This is a genomic window from Micromonospora zamorensis, assembly GCF_900090275.1.
Lineage (GTDB): Bacteria > Actinomycetota > Actinomycetes > Mycobacteriales > Micromonosporaceae > Micromonospora > Micromonospora zamorensis.
In genome coordinates this window covers 3,416,573-3,433,574 of record NZ_LT607755.1, presented here as the reverse complement: position 1 = coordinate 3,433,574, position 17,002 = coordinate 3,416,573, and the positions used below count along the sequence as shown (strand labels likewise).

Below are 17,002 nucleotides of genomic sequence, written 5' to 3'. Positions count from 1 at the left end.
TCGGCTGGGTAAAACATCGTTGCATACAGGCATGTGAATCCCGCTGCCTCGTCCGGGCCCACCCGGCCCCACCGCCGACGATCCGCTTTCCGGGAGCGCCGGGGGCGGTTGTGACAGAACCAAGACAATCCGAGTACGGCGTACGGACCTGCCGGGGCGAGCATGGTCGGCATGTCCATCGGATCGTCGTACCCCGTCGGGCGGTCGACGCCCGGTCCGCAGCCGGCGCGACCGCTGCCGCACGCCCACGCGGCGGCGCCTCTCGGTCTCCGGCTGCTCGCGGTGGCGCTGTGCTGTCTGCTCGCCCTGGCCCTCACCGCCACCGTCTTCGTGCGGACGTACCCCGGCCAGTGGCTGGACGGCGTGCTCCTGCCGAGGGCGGAGCGGGGCGGGGGGTACGAGCAGCAGACCGTCCTGGTGGGCCCGGCCAAGACCGTGCTGGCCACGTTCGGCAGCCCGACACTGCTCGCTGCCCTGCTCGGCGCGATGCTGCTGGTGGGTGTGCTCCGCCGCCGGCTGGTGGCGGGCATCGTCGGCGTGGGCATGGTCCTCTGCGCGGTGGTGGTGGCCGGTGCGGTGAAGTCGGCGTTGCCTCGCCCGGACCTCCAGATCGAGAGTTCGACCACCCACAACAGCTTCCCCAGCGGCCACGTCGCTGCGGCGACGACACTGCTGCTGGCGTTCATGCTGGTCCTGCCCGGGTGGGCCCGACGCGGGCTCGTGGTGCCGGGCGCGGCAGGTGTCTCGGTGATCGCGGCGGCCACGATGATCGCGGGGTGGCACCGGTTCAGTGACGCGCTCGGCGGCGTACTGCTGGGTGTGGCGCTGTTCTGCCTGGCCGCGGCCTCGCTGGCAGGTTGGCGTGGCGACCACGACAGGGTCGGCGGCCCCGACGGTGGCGGTCTGTGGCGCCGGTTGGCCGAGGCGGCGCTCGCGCTGGTCGCGCTGGTCTGGGCACTGGTGGTCGGCGTGCCCGGCCTGGCCGCGTCGGTGCAGCGCGGGGCGCTCGTCGCCATCGTGGCGGCCGGCGCGTCCACGATGTTTCTGGTGGGTTCGGTGGTGTTCCTGGTGCGTTCGGCCGATTTCGCGGTCCCGCTCTCCGCGCGCCGTGGCGGGCCACCGCAACCGGTGGCCGAACCCCAAAAGATCTCATGATGGGATACTTGACGACATGTCCCAGGTCCTGCTGATCGAAGACCACCAGACGGTGCGCGACGGGCTTCAGCTGGCGCTCACGCGACAGGGCCACACGGTGCACGCCGTGGGGACGGGGGAGCAGGGCCTGGAGCGGCTGCGCACCACCTCGGCCGACGTCGTCGTCCTCGATCTCATGCTGCCAGGCATGGACGGGTTCGAGGTCTGCCGCCGGATCCGGCAGCTCGGCGACCTGCCGATCATCATGCTGACCGCCCGCAACGACGACATGGACGTGGTGGCGGGCCTGGAGGCCGGCGCCGACGACTACGTGGTCAAGCCCGTGCAGGCCCGGGTGCTGGAGGCACGCATCCGCGCGGTGCTCCGGCGGACCGGTGGCGAGTCGCGGCGTGCCGGTGGCGAGCGGGCCGGCCTGGAACAGCACGGCGCGCTGACCATCGATCGGGCCGCGCTGGTGGTCAGCAAGGACGGGGCGCCGGTCAGCCTCGCCCCGACGGAGCTGCGCCTGCTCCTGGAGCTCTCCCACACCCCAGGTCAGGTGCTCAGCCGCCAGCAACTGCTGGAGGCGGTGTGGGAACACGGCTATCTCGGTGACTCGCGGCTCGTGGACGCCTGCGTCCAGCGGGTACGCGCCAAGATCGAGGCCGACTCGTCGGCACCGGTCTTCATCCAGACCGTGCGCGGCTTCGGATACCGGTTCGGGCCGCTGTGACACCGTGGCGCTGGGTCGGCGCCCGGGTCTCGGGCCTGCGGGTCCGGCTGCTCCTGGCGTTCGCGTTGCTGGGCGTGACCACGACGGCGGTCGTGGCCAGCGGCAGCTACTTCCAGGCCCGGACCGTCATCCTCCAACAGGCGCAGGACGCCGCGGTGATGTCGCTGACCGACCAGATCACCAAGGTCTACCCGATCGCCCAGCTTCCGCCGACCCAGGGCGATCTGGACCTGTTGGCCCAGCGTCTCTCCGATCGGGAGGGCTTCGCGGTGGTCGTCTACCGGGACATGCGGTCGCGGGGCGGCTCCGATTTCGCCGACCCGCTCACCCCCGAGCTGCGGCAGGAGGTCGGCGACGGCAGGATCGCCTGGCAACGTGTCTCGCTCGACGGGCAGCCCTGGCTGCTCATCGGCACCCAGTTGGAACTCGACCGGCCCGACGGCACGTCCCGGGCCTCCGGGCTGGAGGTCTACTCGGTGCGCAACCTCGCGCCCGAGCAGCAGAGCATCGACCGTCTCGCCAACCGGGCGTGGATGACCGGCGGCCTGTCCCTGGTCCTCGCCGTCCTGCTGGCCCTGCTGTCCGCCCGCGGCGTGCTGCGACCCGTCCGCGACCTCGGCCGGGCGGCGCGCCGCCTCGGTGAGGGCGATCTGAGCACCCGGCTGACGGTTCGGGGCGCCGACGAGCTGGCGGACGTGGCGCGGACCTTCAACGACACCGCGGGCACGCTGGAGCGGCAGGTCGGTGAGCTGCGGCGGATGGAGTCCGACGCCCGCCGATTCGTGGCCGACGTCTCGCACGAGCTCCGTACGCCGTTGGCCGCGATGACGGCGGTCACCGACGTGCTGGACGAGGAGGCGGACCACCTGCCCGGGGACGCGGGGCGGGCCGCCCGGCTGGTCAGCCAGGAGACGCAGAACCTCACCCAGCTGGTCAACGACCTCATCGAGGTCAGCAGGTTCGACTCCGGCACCGCTCGGCTCGCCCTGGACGACGTGGACGTGGCCGCGGCGGTGACCGCGACCCTGCGGATCCGGGGCTGGCTGGACCGGGTGCGCACCGAGCTGCCACCCGGAGTGGTGGCCCGAATCGACCCCCGTCGGCTCGACGTCATCGTCGCCAACCTGGTCGGCAACGCCTTCCGGCACGGTGCCGAGCCGGTGTCCGTACGCCTGGACGCCGACAGGGACTGGATCACGATCGAGGTGGCCGACGAGGGGCCGGGGCTGGACCCGGAGGTGCTGCCGCACGTCTTCGACCGCTTCTACAAGGCCGACACCGCGCGGACCCGCTCCGAGGGAAGTGGCCTCGGCCTCGCCATCTCCTGGGAGAACGCCCGCCTGCACCGCCACGGCGAGCGGCGGGGGAGTCTCGTCGCGGCCAACGGCCCCGGCGGAGGCGCGGTGTTCACGCTTCGCCTGCCCCGGGACACGGCGGACACCGGAGGTGCCCGGTGAACGGCCGGCGGACGGGCCGCGGGCTGCTCGCCGGTGGACTGCTGCTCGCGCTGCTCACGCCTGGTTGTGGGGTACGGCCCAGCGAGGTCATCAGGGGTCGCCCGGCGGTCAGCGGCCCGGCACAGGGCACGGGGCTCTACCTGCTCGCGCGGGGCGAACTCGTGCTCGTCCTGCGCCCGGTGAAGGTGGACTCGTCGCCCGCTGACACGCTCGCCCTGCTCGCCGCCGGTCCGGAGGAGAACGAGCGCCGCCAGGGTTTCACCAGCGACGTTCCGGCCGGGCTCGACCCGGTCACTGTGACGTCGGGGGCCGATCCGGCCGGTGGTCTCACGGTCCGCACGACCACCGCCGTGCGGACGTTGTCGGCCGACGCGGCCGACCAGATCATCTGCACTGTCGTCGACGCCGCCCAGCAGGACGGTTTCGCGGACAGCTCCGCACCGGTCACCATCGTCGGGTCCGACGGCGCCCGACCGCCCCGGCCGTGCCCGATCAGGTGAGCGGGCACGGCCACCGCCTCAGACCAGGTTGGCCGCTCGTGGCCGGGGCAATCCACTGTGGCTGGTCCGGTCCTGGTCGACCAGTGCGCCGGAGATCAGGATGTCGATCAGGGCGGCGAACCCGATGCCGGCCTTCTGCCAGATCTGTGGGAACTGCGACGCGGCGGTGAAACCGGGGAACGTGTTGACCTCGTTCACGATGGGCTCCGGTGACCCCTCGGCGGGCAGGAAGAAGTCGACCCGCAGCAGGCCGCGACAGTCGAGGGCCTGGAAGGCGCGGATCGCGCGGTCCTGGAGCACCTCAGTGGTGGCCGCGTCGAGCGGGGCGGGGATCTGGAAGACCGCCCCGCCGTCGTACTTCGCGTCGTAGTCGAAGAAACCGGCACCGGTCACCCGGATCTCCAGCGGCGGGCCGGCCTGCACCCGGCCGTCCGGGTGTTGGAGGACCGCCACGTCGATCTCCCGCCCTCGGGCTCCCTGCTCGATGAGCACCTTCGGGTCGACCTGTCGGGCCAGCTCCAGAGCGGCGGGAACTTCCGCCCAGTCGTCCACCTTGACGACACCCAGGCTGGACCCGGCCCGAGCCGGCTTGACGAAGACCGGCAGGTCCAGTCGTCGCCGGTCGTCGGGCGACAGCTCCTCGCCCGGCCGCAGTGTCACTCCCGGGCTGACCCGCAGGCCCTCCGCGGCGAGGAGCCGCTTGGTGACACCCTTGTCCATTCCGGCGGCACTGGCGAAGACACCGTTGCCGACGTACGGTACGCCGAGCCATTCCAGCAGCGACGCCACTGTGCCGTCCTCGCCGTACGGGCCGTGCAGGGCCGGGAACACCACATCCTGGGCGCGCAGGACACGCAGTGCCGCAGGCAGTGGCGTCGGGCGTCCCCCGACATGCCATCCGCCGTCGCGGTCGATGAGCACCTCGGTGACCTGGTACCGCTTCCGGTCCAGGTTGGCGAGGATGCTGGCCGCCGAGCGGCAGGACACGTCGTGCTCGCCGCTCTGCCCGCCGTACAGCACTGCCAGTCGGATCGTCATGAGGTCCGTGCCCTTCCGTGGAGGTGGTCGCGGGCCACCCGGGCCCCGATGCCGGTCAAGATCTCGTGCGGGTTGGTGCCCGCCCAGCGGGCCCACTCGACGACCGTCGGTGGGCTCTGGTCACCCTCGGCGGGACCGAACACCACGACCGGGTCGCCGATCGCCACCGGAAGGTCCCCGACGTCGACCACGCACTGGTCCATGGCGATGCGCCCGACGATCGGGCACCGCCGGCCGCCGAGCCACACCTCGGCGCGGCCCCCGGCGGCCCGGGGCAGCCCGTCGGCGTAGCCGAGCGGCAGCAGCGCCAGCGTGGTGGGCGCCCCGGTCACGTGTTCCGGCCCGTAGGAGACGCCCGTGCCGGCGGGCACCCGCTTGACGTTGATCACGTTCGTGCGCAGGGTCATCGCGGCGTGCAGGCCGAACTCGCCCGGGCCGGTGGCGCCGAACGGGTCGACTCCGTACAGCGCGATCCCGATCCGGCAGAGGTCGAAGCGGGTCCGGGGCGCCGACAGCGCGGCCGCCGAGTTGGCCAGGTGGACGAGATCGGGGTCGAGACCGGCCGACCGCGCGATCCGCAGGGCCTCCTCGAAGGTCGCCACCTGTCGGCTCAACTCGGGGGCGCCGGGCAGGTCCGCGTCGACCAGGTGGGACCACACGCCGCGCACCCGGATCCCGCCCTCCCGTTCGTACTTGCGAGCCCAGGCGACCAACTCGGGCCAGTCGTCCCCGGCGGCTCCGTTGCGGGACAGGCCGGTGTCCGCCTTGAGCTGCACCATCGCCGGCACGCCGAGCAGGTGGACCGCGTCGGCGACGGCGTGCAGGTGCGTCGTCGTCGACACACCGACGTCGACACCACTCTTGATCAAGGTACCGAAGTCGTCGTTCGGCCCGTGCAGCCAGCTCAACGTGGGTGCTGTCACACCCGCGTCGCGCAGGGCCAGCGCCTCGGTCACCGAGGTCACCCCAAGCCAGGTGGCGCCGGCGCGGAGCGCGGCACGGGCCACCCGCACCGCGCCGTGACCGAACCCGTCCGCCTTCACCACCGCCATCAGGCTGGTGCCGGTGACCGACGTGATGGCCCGCACGTTGCTGGCGACCGCGTCCAGGTCGACCAGCGCCTCGGCCAGGGCGCTCATCCGGCCGCCTCCACCCGTCGCGGCCCGGGGAGCGCGAACAGCCACCCCGCGCGAAGCGCCAGGAGCCCGCGGTGGACGGCCAGGCTCAGGCCGATCACCAGACCGGTCAGCAGAATCGGATATCCGAGCACGATCAGGCCCTGAGCGGACCCACCCAGGCCGGAAACCGGTACGAGCAACAGCCGGTGCAGTACGGCCAGAACCGGCATGTGGACGACGTAGATCGGCAGGGTGATGCGGCCGAGCCTAGCCAGCGGTCTGCTGATGGCCGGCCAGTGAGCCAGTCGGGCGGCGGCGGTCACACCGAAGGCGACCGCCACCACCGAGACGGCCGTCCATACGCCGAACCACTGCTGGGCGCCGGCCACCGCCATCGCGACGAGCGCGAGGACATAGGCGCCGGAGGTCAGCGCGAGGCGACGCCGGCTGGCGGTGGCGGCCCACTGCTGGATCTGCGGCCGCAGGTACAGGCCGGCCAGGAAGAAGACCAGGTTCTGGTAGAGACCGGCGCGGTTGCCCGGGGTGTCGAGGAGGCCGGCGGCGGCGACGGCGGACAGCAGGGCGGCGGGTACGAGCACCAGCGCCCGGGGCGCCCGGCGGGTCACCTTGGCGATCGTGAAGTACACCGCCAGGGCGTACAGATACCAGAGGTTGGACGGCGTGATGGTGAGCTGCTCCAGCAGGCCGAGGGCGGAGGTGGCGCGGTCGGTCGGCAGCTGCGGGGCAGCGGTGAGGATGGCGGTGTGGATCAGCAGCCAGACGGCGTACAGGTAGAGGAACCCGGCGATCCGGCTGCGGGCGACGACCCGCCAGGGCCGCTGGGCGGCGTTCGCCGCGAAGACGCCGGAGATGGTGAAGAACAACGGCATCCGCAGCGGCAGGAACTGCTCACCCAACGTGCCCCACAGGCCCGGCACCGGTACGCCGATGTGCCAGTCGATCTGCAGGTAGTCCTTGACGACGACGTGCCACAGGACGACGAGAATGATGCAGGCGCCCTTCGCGGCGTCGGCCCACTCCGCCCGCTGTGACAGTCCCGCGGGCCTGGGATTGGTGGGAGACAGCTGTTGGATCACCCATCAGAAGCTGCCAGCCGGATATCCGCAGGTGATCCACGAATTGTCATGAACCGGTAATGGACGTCGCGCGGGGCGGGTCGGCGGGGTCCCGCCGAGCCGCATGCCGGTGACGCCGAGGAGCACTAGGCTCGTTGCGGAGGTGCCGAACATGAAGCTCGGGCTGCACTACTGGAACTACTCCACTCCGGCCGACCCGGCCGCGATCGCACCCACCCTGGCGGAGGCGGCGACCACCGCCGAGCAGGCCGGTGTCGCGTCGTTCACGGTGATGGACCACTTCTTCCAGATGGACGCGGTGTTCGCGGCCGAGGAGCCGATGCTGGAGGCGTACACCACGCTGGGCTACGTCGCGGCGAAGACGCAGCGGATGACGCTGGGTGTGCTGGTCACCGGTGTGATGTACCGCTACCCGGGGTTGCTCGCCAAGACCGTGTCGACCCTCGACGTGCTGTCCGGTGGCCGGGCCCGCCTCGGCATCGGCGCGTCCTGGTACGAGCGGGAGCAGCTCGGGCTGGGCGTGCCGGTCGTTCCGGTGGCCGAGCGGTTCGAGCGGCTGGAGGAGACGCTGCGCATCTGCCTGCAGATGTGGAGCGCCGACGACGGCCCGTTCAACGGACAGCACTACCAGCTCGCCGAGACCATCAACTCACCGCAGCCGTTGAGCCGACCGCACCCGCCCATCATGATCGGTGGTGGGGGCGAGAAGAAGACCCTCCTGCTGGTGGCCCGGTACGCCGACGCCTGCAACCTCTTCGGTCGCGGCGGCACCGACGACGTCGCGCGCAAACTGGATGTCCTGCGCGGGCACTGCGCCACCGAGGGCCGCGACTACGACACCATCGAGAAGACGGTGGTCGCCGACCGGTCGCCACTGGACGACACCGACGGGTTCCTGGCCGAGGTGTCCGCCTACGCCGCGCTCGGGGTCACCGAGGTGCAGGTCACGCCGGATCGGCACCCGGTGGAGTTCGCCCAGCGGCTCGGCGACGAGGTGCTGCCACGGTTGGCCGACATCGGCTGATCCCGCTGCGCGAAATTCGGTGGTCGTGCGGCTGTCCACGGTCTACCGTGGCCCGCCGTGCTCACCAACGAACAGATCATCGGACAGGCCCTGGATCGGATCGAGGCAGGGTACGTCTTTCCTGCGAAGGTCGTGGACATCGACGCCGCGATCCGGCGCCGTCTCGCGGCGGGCGAGTACGACGGCCTGGATGGGCCGACGCTCTGCGAGACGGTGACCGCTCACCTTCAAGAGGCGTGCCCGGACAAGCATCTGCGGTTGCTGTGGTCCGACCAGCCGCAGTCGCTGGATCCAGCGGACGAGGACGGAGGACGGGCCGCCTTCCTCGCACTGCTCCGGGCGGAGAACCAGGGCATCCGCCGGGTCGAGCACCTGGACGGGAACGTCGGGCTCATCGACGTGCGGCGCATCGCGTACGCCAACGAAGGCGCCGAGGCGATCGGCGCGGCCATGCGACTGGTCGCCCTCAGCTCCGCGCTCATCCTGGACCTGCGCGCATGCGCCGGTGGAGCACCCGAGGGAGCCGCGATGTGGTGCAGCTACTTCTTCCCCGACGATCAGGTGCACCTCAACGACTTCTACGAGCGGTCCACCGGCGCCACCCGCCAGTTCTGGACGACCGCGCACCTTCCCGCGCCGCGCTACACGGACCGCCCGGTCTACGTGCTCACCAGCGCGATCACGTTCTCCGGGGGCGAGGACGTGGCGTACACGCTGCAGGCGCACGGCCGGAGCGTCGTCGTCGGTGAGACGACACGTGGCGGCGCGCATCCGACGGCCCGCCACGCGGTCACCGAACACATCCTCGTGACCGTGCCGACCGCCCGGACCATCAACAGCGTCACCGGCACCAACTGGGAAGGCGTCGGAGTGGTCCCCGATGTGCAGGTCCCGGCGGACCAGGCACTCGACACGGCACTCACTGCCATCTCGGACGCGTAGGCGCGGCTGCGTCCGTCACGCGGTCGGCTCACTGAGCCTTTCCAAGTCCGTACTCGGAAAGGCCCAGTGGAGGATCAGCAGGGGGTCAGCTGCCAGGTCACCTTCGTCACGTTGACCGGTATATACAGGTCGCCCCCGGTCCCGCCGGCAGGAGCGCAGCTTTTGAAGGGAATCGACGAGCCGAAAGTGAACCCGGATATTACGGCGTCGCGGCCTGTGCCGTTGTAGAAGTTGAATCCCTGGATGCTGCCGGTCCACTCGCTGTTGGTCGTCAGAGACGGCGTCTCCACGGGACCCTGCGGCGGGTGATTCCAGTTGGGCCAGATGCAGAGCATGCCCTGCGGGCAGTTCCCGGACCCCCAGCCTTGTATCGACACTCCGGGTGCTGCCGCCGAGGCGGTGGGGGCGGCGGCCAGCACGCCTGCGACGGACGCGGCGATGGCGATGGCGATGGATTTCAACAGCACGGTTCACCTGCTTCAGATAGATGCTTGTAAATGCGAATTTAAACTACCGGCGGAAAATTGACACGTCAAGCACCTGAAACGACGTAGTCCGGCGGGTCAATCGGAAGCTGGCGTCCACCTGTGTCTGATGACGATTGAGGTAGTTTCAGGGTGGTATCTGTCGGATGGCACCACGGCCTGCCAGCATCCGACCACCGCCCACGGTGGAGCCGACCGTGCTCTCACCCGACGGCGCCACTGTGGAAACGACGGCCGACACCGTCCGGGCCGGCCAGCTCGCGGACTGCCGGGACGACCGGGCCCGCAACCAGCTCTGGACGATGAAGCCGGACGGGAGTGTGCAGCTGGGCGGACGCTGCCTGGACGTGCTCGGAGCGTCCAGCGACGCAGCCTGAGCACGGACGAGGGCTGTCCTCCCGTACTGCGGAGGACAGCCCTCGCCGATGATCGGTCAGGCGACTCGGTGACGGGTCAGGAGACCGAGGCCGGGAACCGTTCCCACACCCGGTGTGCGGCCATCAACTGCTGCACCGCCGTCAGGGCCTCGGCGCCGGAGCCCGCCGCCACGATGCCGGGGGTGCCGGCCACCCCGGCCTGCTCCAGCACGGTGACGCCGGCGCCCCAGGCGCCGATCGCCTTGGCGTGCCGCCAGCACTCCTCGACGAGGAGCAGCACGCGGGGGTCCACGGCCGCCGGGCCCGGCCTGCCCGCCTTGTCGTCACGGGCCGGGATGGCATCCGGCGCGGGTGCTGGCGCTCCCGCCAGCAGGACCGCGTCGAACTCGACCGACCGGCCGGTGGCGAAGGTGCGCTGGACCGGCATGCCGCCGACCATGCCGCCGTGCGGGGCGATCAGCAGCGGCACCATGCCGGCGTCGAACACGGCCTGGCGCACCTCGGCGACGCCGTCCAGGTCACCGTCGGGGTCGACCACGATCCCGACCATCCGCCCGTCCGCCGGCCACTCCCGGCCGACCTGCGACAGCGCCGGGCTGGGCGCGACATCGGCCAGCGGCGCTGTGGGCTGTGGGGCGGGCAGGCCCAGACCGGTGGCGACCTGCTCGCACAACACCGGGTCGATGTTGGCGAGGCTCTGCAGCTGGCGCTCCTTGATCGCCTGGTGGTAGCACTTGCCCAGCTCGAAGGTGTACGCCCGGATGATGTGCTCCTTCTCGACCGGCGACATGCTCAGCCAGAACAGGCGTACCTGGCTGTAGTGGTCGTCGAACGAGGCCGGGTTCGCGCGTACCTTCGGCGCCTGGGCCACCGTGACCGGCACGTCGACGAACGCGTTCTCGGCGTCCCCCGCGGGGAACGGGTTACCGCCGTCGAGCGAGTTCGGCCGGTACGGGGCGACGCCCGCGTGCACGGCTTGCTGGTGGAAACCGTCGCGCAGCATGTCATTGACGGCCGCGTGCGGGCGGTTGATCGGGATCTGCGTGAAGTTGGGCCCGCCGAGGCGGGTCAGCTGCGTGTCGAGGTACGAGAAGAGTCGGCCCTGCAGCAGCGGGTCGTTCGTGACGTCGATGCCCGGCGGCAGGTGACCCAGGTGGAAGGCGACCTGCTCGGTCTCGGCGAAGAAGTTCGTCGGCGTCCGGTTGAGCACCAGCCGGCCGATCGGCTGCACCTCCGCCAGCTCCTCCGGCACGATCTTCGTCGGGTCCAGCAGGTCGATGCCGGCGAAGGTCTCCTCCTCGGTGTCGGGAAAGACCTGGATGCCGAGCTCCCACTCGGGGTACGCGCCGGCCTCGATGGCGTCGTAGAGGTCGCGCCGGTGGAAGTCCGGGTCGATGCCGTTCAGCATCTGTGCCTCCTCCCAGGTCAGGGAGTGCACGCCCAGCTTGGGCTTCCAGTGGAACTTGGCCAGCACCGTCTCGCCGGCCTCGTTGACCAGGCGGAAGGTGTGCACGCCGAAGCCTTCCATCGTCCGGTACGAACGCGGAATGCCTCGGTCGGACATGTTCCAGATGGTGTGGTGCTGCGCCTCGGTGTGCAGCGACACGAAGTCCCAGAATGTGTCGTGGGCGCTCTGCGCCTGCGGGATCTCCCGGTCCGGGTGCGGCTTGGCCGCGTGGATGATGTCCGGGAACTTGATCGCGTCCTGGATGAAGAAGACCGGCATGTTGTTGCCGACCAGGTCGAAGGTGCCCTCGTCGGTGTAGAACTTCGTGGCGAAGCCACGGGTGTCGCGGACCGTGTCGGCCGATCCCCGCGAGCCGAGCACCGTGGAGAACCGGACGAAGACCTCGGTCTCGCGCCCCTTCTTGAGGAAGCCGGCCCTGGTGACCGCCTCGGCGGTGCCGTACGCGGTGAACACCCCGTGTGCACCGGCGCCCCTGGCGTGCACCACGCGCTCCGGGATGCGCTCGTGGTCGAAATGCATGATCTTCTCGCGCAGGTGGTGGTCCTGGAGCAGCACCGGGCCACGCGGGCCGGCCTTGAGCGAGTGATCGGTGTCGCGCAGCCGCGCCCCGTTCGCGGTCGTGAGGTAGGCGCCCTGCTGACCGTTCGCGATCGCCGGAGCGCCGGTCTCGGCGCCGGTCGGCGTACGCGTCTGCGGCGCCCCCTGCTCCGGCTTCGGCGGCAGCGGGTCGTGCGGTGTCGTCGGCTCCTCGACGGTGGGCGTCCCGCTGCCCGGTGCGCCGGGAACATCGGGGGACAGGGCGTCGGCGATCTTTTCTGAGGCGCTCTTCACAACGTTCTTGACCGCCTCGGCGGGCTTGCTTGAATCCACTGAACGAACCTCTCCGTGGTGCGTGTCGGGCAGGCGTCTGCCCTGCTACCCCTGGTCAGAGGGTCGAAACACAACTGGATGCGGCATCCGTCACCGGGACTGGTGATTTCACCGATGCGTGGATGGGCGGAGAAGCCAAAACTGACGCACGTCGATATCCCTCGACTCTAGGGAGTGCCCGACGTGTCGTCACCAACCACCACCCGTCCCCGTTCCGTCGCCGCCCGCGCGACCCGGTTCGCGCTGGCAGCCGTCCTGGCCGCCGGCGGCGTCCTGGCCGGATCGTCCGGCGCCGCCCAGGCCGCGGGCCCGTACGAGCGGGGCCCCGCCCCGACCACCGCGATCCTGGAGGCCAGTCGCGGTCCGTTCGCCACGGCCTCACAGAGCGTGTCCTCGCTCAGCGTCACCGGCTTCGGCGGCGGCGTCATCTACTACCCGACCAGCACCAGCGAGGGCACCTTCGGCGCCATCGCCATCTCGCCCGGCTACACCGCCTCCTGGTCCAGCATCAGCTGGCTCGGACCGCGGATCGCCTCGCACGGGTTCGTGGTGATCGGCATCGAGACCAACAGCCGGCTGGACCAGCCGGACAGCCGTGGCCGGCAGCTCCTCGCCGCGCTGGACTACCTCACCCAGCGCAGCTCGGTGCGTACCCGGATCGACAGCAGCCGACTCGCGGTGGCCGGTCACTCCATGGGTGGCGGGGGCAGCCTGGAGGCGGCCTCGTCCCGGCCGTCGTTGCAGGCCGCGGTGCCGCTCGCGCCGTGGAACCTGGACAAGAGCTGGTCCGAGCTGCGGGTGCCCACGCTGATCATCGGCGGGGAGAGCGACTCCGTGGCGCCGGTCTCGTCGCACTCGGTGCCGTTCTACAACAGCATCCCGGCCTCGGCCGAGAAGGCGTACCTGGAGCTGAACGGGGCGAGCCACTTCTTCCCGCAGACGACGAACACGCCGACCGCCCGGCAGATGGTGGCCTGGTTGAAGCGGTTCGTCGACGACGACACCCGCTACGAGCAGTTCCTGTGCCCCGGCCCGAGCGGTTCGCAGATCCAGGAGTACCGCAACACCTGTCCCAGCGCCTGACCGTGGTCGCGGGGCGGTCGCCGGTGGCGACCGCCCCGTCCGCGTGTGGGGCCGGGTATTGAAGGTCTTGACGCGATACCCGAGAAACGTACACTGCGAGTGTAAATAAACACCCGCCACGACAGAGGGATGGGTGATGGAGCGCGGCCTCGAACTGCACCACATCGGCGTCCGTTTCGGCGGCCTCACCGCCCTCGACGACGTCTCACTGCGCGTGCCACCCAACCGGGTGGTGGGCGTCATCGGGCCCAACGGCGCCGGCAAGACCACCTTGTTCAACGTGATCTGCGGCTTCGTCGCACCGGAGACGGGTTCGCTCACCCTCGACGGTCGACCGCTGCGGCCACGGCCGCACCGGCTGACCCGGCTCGGCATCGCCCGAACCCTCCAGGGGACCGGGCTCTTCGCCGGTCTGACCGTGCTGGAGAACGTGATGACCGGCGCCTCCCACACCGCCCGGGCGGGCTTCGTTCCGGCGCTGCTCGGGCTGCCGGCCAGCGACCGCGACGAGCGCCGACTGCGCCGCGACGCCCTGGACATCCTCGACGACCTGGGGATCGCCGGGCACGCCGAGGCCGCACCGACCACACTGCCCTTCGCCGTACGTCAGCGGGTCGCCCTGGCCCGTGCGCTCGCCGCGCGACCCCGGCTGCTGCTGCTCGACGAACCCGCCGGTGGCCTCGGTGCCGACGACATCGCCGAGCTGGCCGAGCTGGTCCGACAGCTGCCCCGGCGCGACGACAACCCCTGTGCGGTGCTGCTGGTCGAGCACCACATGGACCTGGTGATGGCGGTCTGCGACGAGCTCGTGGTGCTCGACTTCGGCCGGGTGATCGCCGCCGGCACCCCCGACGAGATCCGCGACGACCCGGCGGTGACGGACGCCTACCTCGGCGCCGCCGTCGAGGAGGCCTATCCGTGAGCGCGGACAGCACACCCGACCTGCTCGTGGTGCGCGGGCTGGTGGCCGGTTACGGTGCCGCGCCCGTGTTGCAGGCCATCGACCTCACCGTCCCGGCTGGCACGATCGCCGCGGTCGTCGGTGCCAACGGCGCCGGCAAGACCACACTGCTGCGCGCGCTCTCCGGCATGATCCGCCCGGTCGCCGGCCAGGTGCTCCTCGCCGGGGAGGACCTGCGCGGCACGCCTGTGGAGCAGCTCGTCCGACGCGGCATGGCGCACGTGCCGGAGGGACGGGGCGTGATCAGCGAACTGACGGTCGACGAGAACCTGCGCCTCGGCGGGTTGTGGCGACGCGACCGGGCCGACGCCGGGCGCGCCCTCGACGAGGTCTACGAACTCTTCGAGCCCCTGGCCCGGCGTCGCAAGCACCTCGGCCACCAGCTCTCCGGCGGTGAGCGGCAGATGCTCGCGCTCGGTCGGGCCCTCGTCGGCCGGCCCCGGCTGCTGCTGCTCGACGAGCCGTCGCTCGGCCTGGCGCCGCGGGTCGTCGCCCGGACCATGGCACTGCTTCGTCAGCTACGCGACCGCACCGGCCTGACCGTGCTGCTGGTCGAGCAGAACGTCCGCAGCGCGCTCGCCGTCGCCGACCAGGGCGTCGTGATGTCCCTCGGCCGGGTGGTGATCGCCGCCCCAGCGGCGAAGCTGCGTGACGACGTCGACCTGCGCCACGCGTACCTCGGTTTCTGACCACCACCTCGTCCCCCGGAGGGAGGACTGTTGGACCGCTTCGTCTTCCTCACCATCGACGGCCTGTCCCGAGGCGCGGTGTACGCCGCGTTCGCGCTGGCCCTGGTGCTCATCTGGCGGGCGGCGCGGGTCGTCAACTTCGCCCAGGGCGCGATGGCCGTCGCTGCCGCGTACGTCGCCTACACCGTCTCCGCCGCGACCGGTTCCTACTGGTTGGGCTTCGCGGTCGCGATCGTCGCTGGCCTGTTGCTCGGTGCGCTGGTGGACCGCGTCGTCATGCGGCACGTCGACCACACCTCACACCTCAACCCCGTGATCGTCGCGCTCGGTCTGGTGCTGTTGATCCAGGCAGTGCTGGGCATCGTGTACGGCAACGAGTTCCGCCCCGCCGAGGCGCCGTTCAGTCGGTCCGCTCTCACCGTGGGCGGGGTGGCCGTGCTGTCGCCGTACGACCTGTTCGTCTTCGCCACCATCGTGGTGGTGGTCAGCGGGCTGGCCTGGATGTTCGCCCGTACCCCGGTGGGGTTGCGGATGCGCGCGGCGGCCTTCGCCCCCGAGGTGTCCCGGCTGCTCGGGGTCAACGTCGGTGGCATGTTGACCCTCGGGTGGGCGCTCGCCTCCGGGGTGGGCGCGCTGGCCGCCATGCTGGTCATCCCGACCGAGCTGGGCCTGCACCCGCACGCGATGGACCTGGTGTTCGTCTCCGCGTTCACCGCGGCGGTGGTCGGTGGGCTGGACAGCCCACCAGGGGCGGTGGTCGGTGGCCTGGTGGTGGGTCTGTTGCTCTCCTACGTGAGCGGTTACGCCGGCAGTGACCTCACGCCGCTCGCGGTGCTGGTCCTGCTGCTGGCGGTGCTGCTGGTCCGGCCCGGTGGGCTGTTCGCCCCGGTCGCGGCGAGGCGGGTGTGAGCGCCACGAGGGCGGCCCTGCCGCCGACACAGCAGCTCGTCGACAAGGGCCGACCCGTCGACCGGCGACGCGGCTCGACATTGCTGCGCCACCTCGCGATCGTGCTCGTCGTCGGGCTCCTGCTGGTCGGGGTCAGCTACGCCGTCGAGCCGTTCCGCAACTTCCAGCTCGCCACCGTGGCGGCCTACCTCTGCGCGACCGCCGGGCTGACCGTCCTCACCGGCCTCAACGGTCAACTGTCGCTCGGGCACGGCGCGTTGATGGCCACCGGGGCGTACACCGTCGCGCTGTGCCAGAACGCGTTCGCCGAGCGGGGGATGACCGGCGGCTGGCTGTTGCCGCTCTCGCTGGTCGCGGCGATCGTCAGCACCGTCGCGATCGGCGCGGTCGTCGGCGTGGCGGCGGCCCGGCTGCGTGGTCCCTACCTGGCCGGGGTCACCCTGGCGGTGGCCGTCGTCGTGCCGGCGTTGGCCGTCACCTTCGACGGCGTCTTCAACGGTGAGCAGGGGCTGTCGGTGCCGGTGGAGCCGCCGCCGATGTCGCTCGGCCCGTACTTCCCCTACGAGCGGTGGCAGCTCTGGCTCACCGGCGCGGCCACCCTGCTCGCCCTGCTGCTGCTGGCCAACCTCATTCGCAGCCGGTACGGGCGCACCTTCCGGGCGGTCCGGGACGACGAGGTGGCGGCCCGCCTCGCCGGCATCCACGTGGCCCGCACCCAGGTCCTCGCATTCGTGGTCAGTGCCGCCACCGCCGGGCTCGGCGGGGCGTTGCTGGCGGTGCTCGCGCAGAGCGTCTCGCCCGGGGCGTTCTCGTTGACCCTGTCGCTGTTCCTGCTGATGGCCGTCGTGATCGGCGGTCTCGGCCGGCTCACCGGCGCGCTCTGGGGGGCCGTCCTGCTGGTCGCGCTGCCCGACCTCACCCACTCCGCGACCGAGATGCTCACGCTCTCGCCCGCGGTGGCGCAGCGGCTGGAGGGAAACCTGCCGCTGGCGATCTTCGGCCTCACCCTGATCGTCGTCATGATCGCCGCACCCGGTGGCATCCACGGGCTGCTGTCCCGTCTTGGTCGGCGCCTGCGGGCCCGGCGTTCCTGAGCTGCTCCGCGCCCGGCCCCGGC

General features: G+C 71.2%; 17 protein-coding genes. 12 read left to right on the top strand and 5 right to left on the bottom strand.

Annotation, left to right across the window (positions count from 1 at the left end):
• Positions 1 to 171 precede the first annotated feature (171 nt).
• The 4 genes from GA0070619_RS15085 to GA0070619_RS15070 are packed head-to-tail and all read left to right on the top strand — an operon-like array spanning position 172 to position 3,824.
• Positions 172 to 1,155, top strand: coding sequence for a phosphatase PAP2 family protein (locus tag GA0070619_RS15085; protein ID WP_157744001.1), 984 nt, complete (start codon positions 172 to 174; stop codon positions 1,153 to 1,155).
• 16 nt (positions 1,156 to 1,171) lie between these two features.
• On the top strand, positions 1,172 to 1,867 hold the full coding sequence (locus GA0070619_RS15080; RefSeq protein WP_088948651.1) for a response regulator transcription factor: 696 nt from the start codon (positions 1,172 to 1,174) through the stop codon (positions 1,865 to 1,867).
• Positions 1,864 to 3,324 (top strand): sensor histidine kinase, encoded by a 1,461-nt coding sequence (locus GA0070619_RS15075; protein WP_088948650.1) that lies wholly within the window; start codon positions 1,864 to 1,866, stop codon positions 3,322 to 3,324. Before GA0070619_RS15080 ends, GA0070619_RS15075 begins: the two co-directional genes overlap by 4 nt.
• Positions 3,321 to 3,824 carry a hypothetical protein gene (locus GA0070619_RS15070; protein ID WP_231927427.1) on the top strand — a complete coding sequence of 168 codons (504 nt, stop codon included), beginning with the start codon at positions 3,321 to 3,323 and terminating at the stop codon, positions 3,822 to 3,824. Before GA0070619_RS15075 ends, GA0070619_RS15070 begins: the two co-directional genes overlap by 4 nt.
• An 18-nt stretch (positions 3,825 to 3,842) precedes the next feature.
• On the opposite strand, the gene GA0070619_RS15065 is transcribed toward GA0070619_RS15070, so the two are convergent.
• The 3 genes from GA0070619_RS15065 to GA0070619_RS15055 are packed head-to-tail and all read right to left on the bottom strand — an operon-like array spanning position 3,843 to position 7,077.
• The gene (locus GA0070619_RS15065) at positions 3,843 to 4,862 is read right to left on the bottom strand and encodes a D-alanine--D-alanine ligase family protein (protein WP_088948649.1); all 1,020 of its coding nucleotides are present in this window, start codon (positions 4,860 to 4,862) and stop codon (positions 3,843 to 3,845) included.
• Entirely contained in the window at positions 4,859 to 6,001 is a 1,143-nt protein-coding gene (gene alr, locus GA0070619_RS15060) for an alanine racemase (RefSeq protein ID WP_088948648.1), read from the bottom strand. Before alr ends, GA0070619_RS15065 begins: the two co-directional genes overlap by 4 nt.
• A complete protein-coding gene (locus GA0070619_RS15055; RefSeq protein WP_088948647.1) occupies positions 5,998 to 7,077 on the bottom strand; it encodes an acyltransferase family protein in 1,080 nt (359 codons plus the stop codon). Before GA0070619_RS15055 ends, alr begins: the two co-directional genes overlap by 4 nt.
• 151 nt (positions 7,078 to 7,228) lie before the next feature.
• Here GA0070619_RS15055 and GA0070619_RS15050 point away from each other — a divergent pair, with 151 nt between their 5' ends.
• Positions 7,229 to 8,101, top strand: a complete 873-nt coding sequence (locus GA0070619_RS15050) for an LLM class F420-dependent oxidoreductase (protein WP_088948646.1) — start codon at positions 7,229 to 7,231, stop codon at positions 8,099 to 8,101.
• Between the two features lie 57 nt (positions 8,102 to 8,158).
• Positions 8,159 to 9,043 carry a S41 family peptidase gene (locus GA0070619_RS15045; RefSeq protein WP_088948645.1) on the top strand — a complete coding sequence of 295 codons (885 nt, stop codon included), beginning with the start codon at positions 8,159 to 8,161 and terminating at the stop codon, positions 9,041 to 9,043.
• Between the two features lie 74 nt (positions 9,044 to 9,117).
• On the opposite strand, the gene GA0070619_RS15040 is transcribed toward GA0070619_RS15045, so the two are convergent.
• Positions 9,118 to 9,510, bottom strand: a complete 393-nt coding sequence (locus GA0070619_RS15040; protein WP_088948644.1) for a hypothetical protein — start codon at positions 9,508 to 9,510, stop codon at positions 9,118 to 9,120.
• 164 nt (positions 9,511 to 9,674) lie between these two features.
• Between GA0070619_RS15040 and GA0070619_RS15035 the strand changes: the two genes are divergently transcribed.
• Positions 9,675 to 9,905: an RICIN domain-containing protein gene (locus tag GA0070619_RS15035; protein ID WP_088948643.1), complete on the top strand. Its 231-nt coding sequence runs from the start codon at positions 9,675 to 9,677 to the stop codon at positions 9,903 to 9,905.
• A 76-nt stretch (positions 9,906 to 9,981) separates the two neighbouring features.
• On the opposite strand, the gene GA0070619_RS15030 is transcribed toward GA0070619_RS15035, so the two are convergent.
• Positions 9,982 to 12,243: a catalase gene (locus GA0070619_RS15030; protein WP_088948642.1), complete on the bottom strand. Its 2,262-nt coding sequence runs from the start codon at positions 12,241 to 12,243 to the stop codon at positions 9,982 to 9,984.
• 183 nt (positions 12,244 to 12,426) lie between these two features.
• Between GA0070619_RS15030 and GA0070619_RS15025 the strand changes: the two genes are divergently transcribed.
• The 5 genes from GA0070619_RS15025 (at position 12,427) to GA0070619_RS15005 (ending at position 16,979) form a co-directional block, all read left to right on the top strand.
• Positions 12,427 to 13,326, top strand: coding sequence for an alpha/beta hydrolase family protein (locus GA0070619_RS15025; RefSeq protein ID WP_088951820.1), 900 nt, complete (start codon positions 12,427 to 12,429; stop codon positions 13,324 to 13,326).
• Positions 13,327 to 13,462: 136 nt separating this feature from the next.
• On the top strand, positions 13,463 to 14,248 hold the full coding sequence (locus tag GA0070619_RS15020; RefSeq protein ID WP_088948641.1) for an ABC transporter ATP-binding protein: 786 nt from the start codon (positions 13,463 to 13,465) through the stop codon (positions 14,246 to 14,248).
• Positions 14,245 to 14,976: an ABC transporter ATP-binding protein gene (locus tag GA0070619_RS15015; protein WP_231927426.1), complete on the top strand. Its 732-nt coding sequence runs from the start codon at positions 14,245 to 14,247 to the stop codon at positions 14,974 to 14,976. The genes GA0070619_RS15020 and GA0070619_RS15015 overlap by 4 nt, the downstream gene beginning before the upstream one ends.
• A 30-nt stretch (positions 14,977 to 15,006) precedes the next feature.
• Positions 15,007 to 15,885, top strand: a complete 879-nt coding sequence (locus GA0070619_RS15010) for a branched-chain amino acid ABC transporter permease (protein WP_088948640.1) — start codon at positions 15,007 to 15,009, stop codon at positions 15,883 to 15,885.
• Entirely contained in the window at positions 15,882 to 16,979 is a 1,098-nt protein-coding gene (locus tag GA0070619_RS15005) for a branched-chain amino acid ABC transporter permease (protein WP_088948639.1), read from the top strand. Before GA0070619_RS15010 ends, GA0070619_RS15005 begins: the two co-directional genes overlap by 4 nt.
• Positions 16,980 to 17,002 lie beyond the last annotated feature (23 nt).

Excerpts from the sequence above, each read along its gene's own strand:
- GA0070619_RS15035 (WP_088948643.1), top strand. The coding sequence starts at position 9,675 with ATGGCACCACGGCCTGCCAGCATCCGACCACCGCCCACGGTGGAGCCG.
- GA0070619_RS15085 (WP_157744001.1), top strand. The coding sequence starts at position 172 with ATGTCCATCGGATCGTCGTACCCCGTCGGGCGGTCGACGCCCGGTCCG.
- GA0070619_RS15065 (WP_088948649.1), bottom strand. The coding sequence starts at position 4,862 with ATGACGATCCGACTGGCAGTGCTGTACGGCGGGCAGAGCGGCGAGCAC.
- GA0070619_RS15080 (WP_088948651.1), top strand. The coding sequence starts at position 1,172 with ATGTCCCAGGTCCTGCTGATCGAAGACCACCAGACGGTGCGCGACGGG.
- GA0070619_RS15020 (WP_088948641.1), top strand. The coding sequence starts at position 13,463 with ATGGAGCGCGGCCTCGAACTGCACCACATCGGCGTCCGTTTCGGCGGC.
- alr (WP_088948648.1), bottom strand. The coding sequence starts at position 6,001 with ATGAGCGCCCTGGCCGAGGCGCTGGTCGACCTGGACGCGGTCGCCAGC.
- GA0070619_RS15050 (WP_088948646.1), top strand. The coding sequence starts at position 7,229 with ATGAAGCTCGGGCTGCACTACTGGAACTACTCCACTCCGGCCGACCCG.